Source organism: Frankia sp. CoWAU3 (genome assembly GCF_977971855.1).
The window spans coordinates 1-9,023 of record NZ_CDWWXB010000131.1 but is presented as its reverse complement, the minus strand read 5'-3'; the positions used below and the strand labels follow the sequence as shown (position 1 = coordinate 9,023).

Annotated in this window: 9 protein-coding genes; 6 read left to right on the top strand and 3 right to left on the bottom strand. The window is 69.6% G+C overall.

Annotated elements, in window-relative coordinates; all coding sequences use genetic code 11:
- From AC08ON_RS12355 to meaB, 6 genes are all read left to right on the top strand, one after another.
- Positions 1–427 (top strand): AMP-binding enzyme (locus AC08ON_RS12355; RefSeq protein WP_476617008.1); only part of this gene is annotated, 427 nt, incomplete at its 5' end.
- A gap of 358 nt (positions 428–785) precedes the next feature.
- Positions 786–1,739, top strand: a complete 954-nt coding sequence (locus AC08ON_RS12350) for an HpcH/HpaI aldolase/citrate lyase family protein (RefSeq protein ID WP_476617007.1) — start codon at positions 786–788, stop codon at positions 1,737–1,739.
- 125 nt (positions 1,740–1,864) lie between these two features.
- Positions 1,865–3,064, top strand: a complete 1,200-nt coding sequence (locus AC08ON_RS12345; RefSeq protein WP_476608253.1) for an acyl-CoA dehydrogenase family protein — start codon at positions 1,865–1,867, stop codon at positions 3,062–3,064.
- Positions 3,065–3,121: 57 nt separating this feature from the next.
- Positions 3,122–3,631: a MaoC family dehydratase gene (locus AC08ON_RS12340; RefSeq protein WP_476608255.1), complete on the top strand. Its 510-nt coding sequence runs from the start codon at positions 3,122–3,124 to the stop codon at positions 3,629–3,631.
- A 1-nt stretch (position 3,632) separates the two neighbouring features.
- Positions 3,633–5,696 (top strand): protein meaA, encoded by a 2,064-nt coding sequence (locus AC08ON_RS12335; RefSeq protein WP_476617006.1) that lies wholly within the window; start codon positions 3,633–3,635, stop codon positions 5,694–5,696.
- A 59-nt stretch (positions 5,697–5,755) separates the two neighbouring features.
- A complete protein-coding gene (gene meaB / locus AC08ON_RS12330) occupies positions 5,756–6,805 on the top strand; it encodes a methylmalonyl Co-A mutase-associated GTPase MeaB (RefSeq protein WP_232235153.1) in 1,050 nt (349 codons plus the stop codon).
- Positions 6,806–7,020: 215 nt separating this feature from the next.
- Here the strand turns inward: meaB and AC08ON_RS12325 are convergent, their stop codons facing one another.
- The 3 genes from AC08ON_RS12325 to AC08ON_RS12315 form a co-directional block, all read right to left on the bottom strand.
- The gene (locus AC08ON_RS12325; protein WP_476608485.1) at positions 7,021–8,028 is read right to left on the bottom strand and encodes a DnaJ C-terminal domain-containing protein; all 1,008 of its coding nucleotides are present in this window, start codon (positions 8,026–8,028) and stop codon (positions 7,021–7,023) included.
- Between the two features lie 6 nt (positions 8,029–8,034).
- On the bottom strand, positions 8,035–8,754 hold the full coding sequence (locus AC08ON_RS12320) for a nucleotide exchange factor GrpE (protein ID WP_476617005.1): 720 nt from the start codon (positions 8,752–8,754) through the stop codon (positions 8,035–8,037).
- A gap of 83 nt (positions 8,755–8,837) precedes the next feature.
- A partial coding sequence (locus AC08ON_RS12315) for a hypothetical protein (protein WP_476617004.1) occupies positions 8,838–9,023 on the bottom strand: 186 nt, incomplete at its 5' end.

Genomic DNA, 9,023 nt, shown 5'->3' with positions numbered 1-9,023 from the left:
GCAGGAGTCGGCCGGGGCCCTGGCGGGCGGCTGGTTCCACACCGGTGACGGCGGCGTGATCGACGACGAGGGCTACCTGACAATCAGTGACCGCAAGAAGGACGTGATCATTACCGGCGGTGAGAACGTCTCGTCGATCCAGGTCGAGGACTGCCTGTTCAGCCACCCGGCGGTGGCCGAGGTCGCGGTGATCGGCGTGCCCGACGAGAAGTGGGGTGAGACGATCAAGGCGCTGGTCGTGCTCGCCGAGGGCCGGACGGCGACCGAGGCGGATTTGATCAAGCACTGCAAGGAGCGGCTCGCCTCCTACAAGGCGCCCACCTCGGTGGAGTTCCGCGACCAGCTTGCCCGCACCGCCACCGGCAAGCTGCAGAAGTTCAAGCTGCGCGCCCCGTACTGGGAGGGCCACGAGCGCCAGGTCGACTGATCCGACCGGAGCGGATCCGTCCCGTGGACGGCACCCGAGGCACCGCGCCGACCGATCCGGTACCTTACCGGTACTCTACGTAGAGTGACGAATATGGTGCGTATAGTGAGCATGAATCGGATGCCCGGTGCGGGGGACTGTGATAAAACCTAGATGCACAATTCAAGATTATCGGATGGGCTAATATCGGACTACCGGGCGATTCCTGTGATCGGGCGGTTGCGACAGGTGGAGACCCTTGGTATGGGGGTGCGGGGGTCGCGCGGACGGAGGACGAAGCCTCGGTTCCGCGCCGATGTCCCTGTCTGCCGGGTGTTCGTCCGTTCATCGAAATCCGGCCTGTGAGAGATGTGGGGTAGTGGTGTCGCTGCGTTCGCGCCGGTCGTGTCTGGCCGTTCCCGGCTCGTCGCCGAAGATGCTGGGCAAGGCCCAGGGGTTGCCGGCCGATCAGGTGTTCTGTGACCTGGAGGACTCGGTCGCTCCTGGCGCGAAGGAGTCGGCGCGGGCGAACGTGGTCGCGGCGCTGAACGAGGGCGCCTGGGCGGGGAAGACCCGGGTGGTGCGGGTCAATGACCTGACCACGCGCTGGACCTACCGCGACGTGATCGAGGTGGTGGAGGGTGCGGGGGCGAACCTGGACTGCGTGATGCTGCCGAAGGTGCAGTCGGCGGAGCAGGTGGCGTGGCTGGACCTGCTGCTCACCCAGATCGAGAAGGTCATGGGGTTCGAGGTGGGCCGGATCGGGATCGAGGCGCAGATCGAGAATGCGCTGGGGCTGTCGAACGTCAAGGAGATCGCGTTCGCGAGCCCGCGGATCGAGACGATCATCTTCGGCCCGGCGGATTTCATGGCGTCGGTGAACATGCCGTCGCTGGTGGTGGGAGCACTCAGTCCGGACTATTCGGGTGACCCATTTCACTACGTGCTGTTCAAGATTCTCGAGGCCGCGCGCGCCCGCGGGGTGCAGGCGATCGACGGGCCGTTTCTGCAGATCCGTGATGTGGACGGATTCCGGGCGGTGGCGGGCAGGTCCGCGGCACTCGGGTTCGACGGCAAGTGGGTGCTGCACCCGGGCCAGATCGAGGCGGCCAACGAGATCTACGCGCCCCGGCAGGCCGACTACGACCATGCCGAGCTGATCCTGGAGGCCTATGCCTGGCACACCTCGGCCGCGGGCGGTCTGACCGGTGCGGTGATGCTCGGCGACGAGATGATCGACGAGGCGAGCCGGAAGATGGCCGAGGTCGTCGCGGGCAAGGGCCGCGCCGCGGGGATGCAGCGTACGGTGAAGTTCGAACCACCGGTCGGCTGAATCCGTCCGAGTCGGGGCGGATCGACGCGCCGGCACCCGGCGCGTGGCCATGATGAAACCATCCCGCTGCCTGAGTGCGTTTCTGCTCTCCCCTCAGGCATCGGGGGCAGCGACAGGAGCGGAACATGGGCAGGATCGCGCAGACCGACGGTCTGACCGAAGTGCAGCGGGACATCCTTGCGGCGGTACGGACCTTCGTCGACAAGGAGATTCTTCCCCATGCGAACGACCTCGAACATCGGGATGAGTATCCCGAGGACATCATCGAGGCAATGAAGGAGATGGGCCTGTTCGGCATCACCATCCCGGAGGAGTACGGCGGGCTCGGCGAGTCCCTGCTGACCTACGCGCTCGTCGTGGAGGAGATCGCCCGCGGCTGGATGAGTGTCTCCGGGGTCATCAACACCCACTTCATCGTCGCCTACCTGATCCTCCAGCACGGCTCGGAGGAGCAGAAACGGCGGCTGCTCCCGGTCATGGCCACCGGCGAGCTCCGCGGGGCGTTCTCGATGAGCGAACCGGGCTGTGGCTCCGACGTTTCCGCGATCACCACCCGGGCCGACCGGGACGGCGATGACTACGTGCTCAACGGCCAGAAGATGTGGCTGACGAACGGCGCCCGCGCCGGCGTCGTCGCCACCCTGGTCAAGACCGACGAGGGTGCCCAGTCGGTCTACCGGAACATGACGACGTTTCTCCTGGAGAAGGAACCTGGGTTCCGGACACACGGCGGGATCACCATCCCGGGAAAGCTGGAGAAACTCGGGTACAAGGGGGTCGAGACCACCGAGATGGTGCTGGCCGACCATCGGGTGCCCGCGTCGGCGATCCTCGGCGGCGAGGCCGGCCGGGGCCAGGGCTTCTACCAGATGATGGACGGCGTGGAGGTCGGCCGGGTCAACGTCGCCGCGCGGGCCTGCGGGATCATGATCCGGGCGTTTGAGCTGGGTATCGCCTACGCTCAGCAGCGGCGGACGTTCGGCCGGCCCATCGCGGAGCATCAGGCCATCGCGTTCAAGCTCGCCGAGATGGCGACCAAGGTGGAGGCCGGGCATCTGATGATGGTCAGCGCCGCCCGCAGGAAGGACGACGGGCAGCGCAACGACGTCGAGGCCGGGATGGCCAAGTACCTTGCCAGCGAGTACTGCCACGAGGTGACGACCGAGGCCTTCCGGATCCACGGCGGCTACGGCTACTCCAAGGAGTACGAGATCGAGCGCCTGTACCGGGAGGCCCCCTTCATGCTCATCGGAGAGGGGACCTCCGAGGTACAGAAGCGCATCATCAGCCGGGCATTGCTGAAGGAGTACCAGCTTCCGGGCTGAGGGGCCGGTGCGTCTCTGACGAGTTGAGTATATTGTGATCAGGTGAGGGAGTTCCAAATGCAGTTCGGGCGTTACTTCGAGGAGTTCGAGGTCGGTGCGGTTTACAAGCACTGGCCGGGCAAGACGGTCACCGAGTACGACGACCATCTCTTCTGCCTGCTCACGATGAACCATCATCCGCTGCACCTGGACTCTCATTTCGCCGAGGAGAACACTCAGTTCAAACGGAACGTCGTCGTCGGGAACTACGTTTACTCCCTGCTGCTGGGAATGTCGGTGGCCGACGTATCCGGGAAGGCGATCGCCAACCTGGAAGTCGAGTCGCTACGGCACGTGAAGCCGGTGTTCCACGGTGACACGATCTACGGCGAGTCCACCGTCCTGGACAAGGTCGAGTCGAAGAGCAAGGACGACCGCGGGATCGTCACCGTCGAAACCCGCGGTTACAACCAGGACGGCGTCCTCGTCTGCATCTACCGCCGCAAGGTCATGGTGCCCAAGCGGGCCTACGGCGAGGCACGCGGCGGCGAGCAGCCTGGCCGGCCGGAACCCCGGACGGAAGGCTGAGATGGCGGGCGCGGGCCGGGCGGAGCCGAAGCGGGACCGTCCGTGGATCATCCGCACCTATGCCGGGCATTCGAGCCCGGCCGAGAGTAACGCGCTGTATCGGCGCAATCTGGCCAAGGGGCAGACCGGGTTGTCGGTGGCGTTCGATCTGCCCACGCAGACGGGCTATGACCCCGATCACGCCCTTGCCCGTGGCGAGGTGGGCAGGGTAGGGGTGCCGATCGCGCATCTCGGTGACATGCGGCGGTTGTTCGACGGGATTCCGCTGGCGCGGATGAACACGTCGATGACGATCAACGCCACCGCGATGTGGCTGCTGGCGTTGTACCAGGTGGTCGCGGAGGAGCAGGGGGCCGATCCGGCGGAGCTGGCCGGGACGACCCAGAACGACATCATCAAGGAGTATCTGTCGCGGGGGACCTATGTCTTCCCGCCGGGTCCGTCGCTGCGCCTGATCACCGACCTGATCGCCTACACGGTGGCCGAGTTGCCCCGCTGGAACCCGATCAACATCTGCAGTTATCACCTGCAGGAGGCCGGGGCCACGCCGGTTCAGGAACTGGCCTATTCGATGTGCACGGCGATCGCGGTGCTCGATGCCGTGGCCGCCGCGCGGGGGATCCCGGTGGGCCGGGCTGGCGCGGTCCGGGCTGGCGCGGACCGCGGGGAGCTGGAGCGGGCGGATTCGGAGTGGATGGGTGAGGTGTGTGGTCGGATCTCCTTCTTCGTCAACGCCGGAGAGCGTTTCGTGGAGGAGATGTGCAAGATGCGGGCGTTCACGGTGTTGTGGGATGAGCTGCTGACCTCCCGGTACGGGGTTCGGGAGCCGGCGCAGCGCCGGTTCCGGTACGGGGTGCAGGTCAACTCGCTGGGGCTGACCGAGGCCCAGCCGGAGAACAACATCATCCGAATTGTGCTGGAGGCGCTGGGGGTAACCCTGTCGAAGGACGCGCGGTGTCGGGCGTTGCAGCTGCCGGCCTGGAACGAGGCGCTGGGCCTGCCCCGGCCGTGGGACCAGCAGTGGTCGCTGCGCATTCAGCAGATCCTCGCTCATGAGACCGATCTGCTGGAGTATGACGATCTGTTCGCCGGTTCGGTCGTGGTGGAGAAGCGGGTCGATCAGCTCGTGGCCGCGGCCAGGGCGGAGATCGACCAGGTTCAGGAGATGGGGGGCGCCGTCGCCGCGGTCGAGAGCGGCTATATGAAGTCGCAGCTGGTGACGTCCCAGGCGGCGCGGCGGGCTCGCATCGAGAGCGGTGAGGATGTTGTCGTCGGGGTGAACCGGTTCACCGAGACCGAGCCGAATCCGCTGCTCGCCGATCTTTCCGCCGCGATCCAGACGGTTGATCCGGCGCTGGAGGAGGCGACCCGCGCGGAGCTGGCGGCCTGGCGGGCCGCCCGCGACGACCGGGCGGTGACGGAGGTGCTGCTCGGCCTGCGGACGGCGGCCGGGACGGACGCGAACCTGGTTCCCGCCACGCTGGCCTGCGCCCGGGCCGGGGTCACGACGGGGGAGTGGGGGGACACGCTGCGGGAGGTGTTCGGGGAGTACCGGGCACCGACGGGGGTCGGCGAGGCCACCGTCGCCGGTGGTGGCGGGGCCGCCCTCGACGAGCTGCGGGCCCGGGTGGCGCGCACGGGGTCCGAGCTGGGCCGTCCGGTGAAGATGCTGGTCGGTAAGCCCGGTCTCGACGGGCATTCCAACGGCGCCGAGCAGATCGCGCTGCGGGCCCGTGACGCCGGTTTCGAGGTTGTCTACCAGGGGATCCGGCTGACGCCGGCGCAGATCGTGGCCGGGGCCGTCGAGGAGGACGTGCACGTCGTCGGGCTGTCGGTGCTCTCCGGTTCCCATCTCGACCTGGTGCCCCAGGTGCTGACGGGGCTGGGGGCGGCCGGGGCGGGTGAGATCCCCGTCATCGTGGGCGGCATCATCCCCGCGGCGGACGCGGACGAGCTCGCCCGACTCGGGGTGGCCGCGGTGTTCACGCCCAAGGACTATGAGCTCACCGCCATCATCCGGGGCATCCTCGACGTCGTACGGGCCGCCAACAAGCTCGATCAGTGAGCTCGATCAGTGAGTTCGATCACCGAGCTCGATTGGTGAGCTCGATCAGTGAGGTGGCCGTGACGGTTGGGGATGGTACCCGGGTGGGCTCGTCGATCGAGTCGGTGACCGAACTCGTCACCGCCGCCGTCGCGGGCAACCGCCGTGCGGTGGCGAGGCTCATCTCCATGGTCGAGGACGGTTCGCCGTACCTGCAGCGAACCGAGCAGCTGCTGATGCCTCGCACCGGGGGCGCGCAGGTGATCGGCCTCACCGGGGCGCCGGGGGTCGGCAAGTCCACCTCCACCTCCGCGCTGGTGGGCGCCTATCGGGCGGCGGGCCGGCGGGTCGGCGTGCTGGCCGTCGACCCCTCGTCCCCGTTCACCGGCGGCGCGCTGCTCGGCGACCGGATCCGGATGGTCGAGCACGCCACCGATCCGGGCGTCTTCATCCGCTCGCTGGCGACGCGCGGAAGTCTCGGCGGCCTGTCGACCGCCACGCCCCAGGCCCTGCGGGTTCTCGACGCCGTCGGGTTCGACGTCGTCCTGATCGAGACCGTCGGGGTGGGACAGGCCGAGGTGGACATCGCCGCCCTGGCGGACACCACGCTCGTCCTGGTCGCCCCAGGGATGGGGGACGGCGTCCAGGCCGCCAAGGCGGGCGTTCTGGAGATCGCCGACGTGCTGGTGGTCAACAAGGCCGACCGGCCGGGTGCGGACCGGACGGTCAACGAGCTCACCGCCATGCTCCGGATGGGCGGTGCCGGCCGCGGGGAGGACGACCGGCGTCCGCAGGTCGTGCGGACGGTCGCCGCCACCGGGCAGGGGGTGGCCGAGCTCGTCGAATCGATCGAGGCCCATCGGGACTGGCTGCTGCGCACGGGGCAGCTGCAGCGCCGACGGCGTCGGCGCGCGGTCGACGAGATCTCGCGGATCGCCTTCGCCCGGCTGCGGGAGCGGATCGGGGACCTGCGGCCCGGAGCCGCGATCGACCAGCTCGCCGACGAGGTCGTCGCCGGCGGACTCGACCCCCACACCGCGGCCGATCGTCTCCTCGACGAGGCACTCGCCGCTCAGGCCGCCGTTGGCCTGGCCGCCGGTCACACCGGTGCGGTGAAACCGACCAGGTAACCGCGGTCGTGGCAGCAGCGGCAGGGGTCGATCACCAGCACGGTCCGGACCTGACCGGCCCGGAAGCCCGCCACATGAGACACCGTGCGGCATCGACCATGGCAGGTTGGGCAAATGGTGTTCGGCTTGGCGTCCACGTGACGGTACCTTCCCGGGATGACGGGACATAACCTCGGGGCACCCCCGTACCTCGGGGCACGCGGTGTCGGGCGAGTTCACGTTCTCGGGTCGAAGGCCGAGACGGCGGCCAGCTGCTCGAACAGCGCGCGTTCCCGGGCGGTCAGGGCCGGCGGCACCGCCACGCGCACCTCGGCGTGCAGGTCGCCGGGCGGGCCGGTGGGGTTGGGTAGGCCGGCGCCGCGTAGGCGCAGCCGCCGGCCGCTGGACGATCCTGCCGGGACGCGCACCTTGATCTCGCCGCCGGGGGTGGTGACCGGGACCCGGGCGCCCAGGGCGGCCTCCCAGGGGGTGACCGGCAGCGGGACGTTGATGTCTCGTCCGGACAGCCGGTAATACGGATGCGGCGCGATCTTCACGTGTAGGTAGAGGTCGCCGGGCTGGCCGTGCCTGCTGCCGCGGCCGCCTTGGCCGGCCAGCCGGATGCGCTGGCCTTCGACCACCCCCCGCGGGATGGTGACCTGGTAGCTGCGTGGGCTCCCGCCGGGGCCGGCGAGGGTGATCTGACGCCGCCCGCCCCGGTAGGCCTCCTCGACGGTCAGCTCGAGCTCGGCTTCCTGGTCGGCGCCGGGGATCGGCCCGGTCGCGCCGTGGGCCCCGAACAGATCATCGAACAGGTCACCGAAGATGCTCCCGCCGAGGCCCGCGCCACCGAGGCCGGCGCGTCCGAAACCCCTCTCGGCGAAGTCTGCGAAGTCGGTGCCATCGGCGAAGTCGGCGCCGCCGAAGCTCGGTTCGGCCTGGACCCGGCCGGTGCGGCTCCAGCCCCGGCGGGCCTGGCCGAAGCCCGGCCCGGCGGTCACCCGTTCGTCGTAGTCCTCGGGGATGCGCCGGAAGTCCGCGCCGAACCGGTCGTAGCGCGCCCGCGTCTTCGGGTCGGACAGCACGCGGTACGCCTCACCGATCTCCTTGAACCGCTCCTCCGCCTCCGGGCCGCGGTTGACGTCGGGGTGGTAACGGCGGGCGAGGCGGCGGTAGGCCTGCTGGATCTCCTCGGCGCTCGCGCCCCGGCCGACACCGAGAAGCTGGTAGTAGTCCTGGGCCACGGCCGGTCACTCCGCGGGCCCGCCGGCGCCGCCCGGGTCCGGGCCGATCTCGCCTGGTTGCCGGGCGCCGCCGGGCGGTTCGCTGGGTTTGCTGGATGGTTCGCCCGGTGGTTCGCCGGGCGGTTCGCCCGGAGGGCGGCTGACGGCGACTCCGGCGGGGCGTAGCTGCCGTCCGGTGTCGCCGTAGCCGGGGCGGATCACGGCCACCACCGTGCCGGCTGGGACGTTCGGTTCCTCGACGGCGGCCAGCGCCTCGTGCCGGGTCGGATCGAACGGCACCCCGACCTCGTCGTGGCGCGGGTAGCCGAGCCGGGCCAGCACGTCCACGGCCTGGTCCCGGACCGTCCGGACACCCGCCACGAGCGAGGTGGGGTCGGCGTCGGCGTGGGTGAGCGTGAGGTCGAGATGGTCGAGGACCGGCAGCCAGGCGGCCGCCGCGTGGGCCCGTTCGGCCGCCCGATCCCGCTCCAGCTCCCGGAGGGTCCGTTTACGCAGGTTGTCCAGGTCGGCGGCGGCCCGCCGCCACCGGTCGGTCAGCTTGTCCACCTGCGTGGCGAGCGCCACACTGTCCAGGACAGTCTCGGTCGGGAGATCGTCCGCGCCGACGGGGCCGGCGCGGGCGGTGGCCTCTCCGCTACTCCGGTCCACGGTCTGGTCGGTGGTCTGGTCGGCGCCGTGGCCGGTCCGGTCTGGGCGCTGTTCGCGCGGCATGTCGTTCGCCATCATGGGTCGGTCTCGGTTGGCATGGTTCGGTCTCGGTTGGCATGGGTCGGTCTCGGTTGGCATGGGTCGGTCTCGGTTGGCATGGGTCAGCCCCGGTCGAACTCGGCTTCTACCACGTCGTCGCCGCCGGGGGTGCCGCCGCCAGGTGGTGGCTGTGGGCCGCCCGGGGCGGTGTCGGTCGGGCTGCCGCCGGTTCCCTCGGTGGGGGCGGCCTGGCCGGTTCGGGCGGCGGCCAGGCCGTGGTAGATCTGTTGGAGATCCGAGGTCAGTGA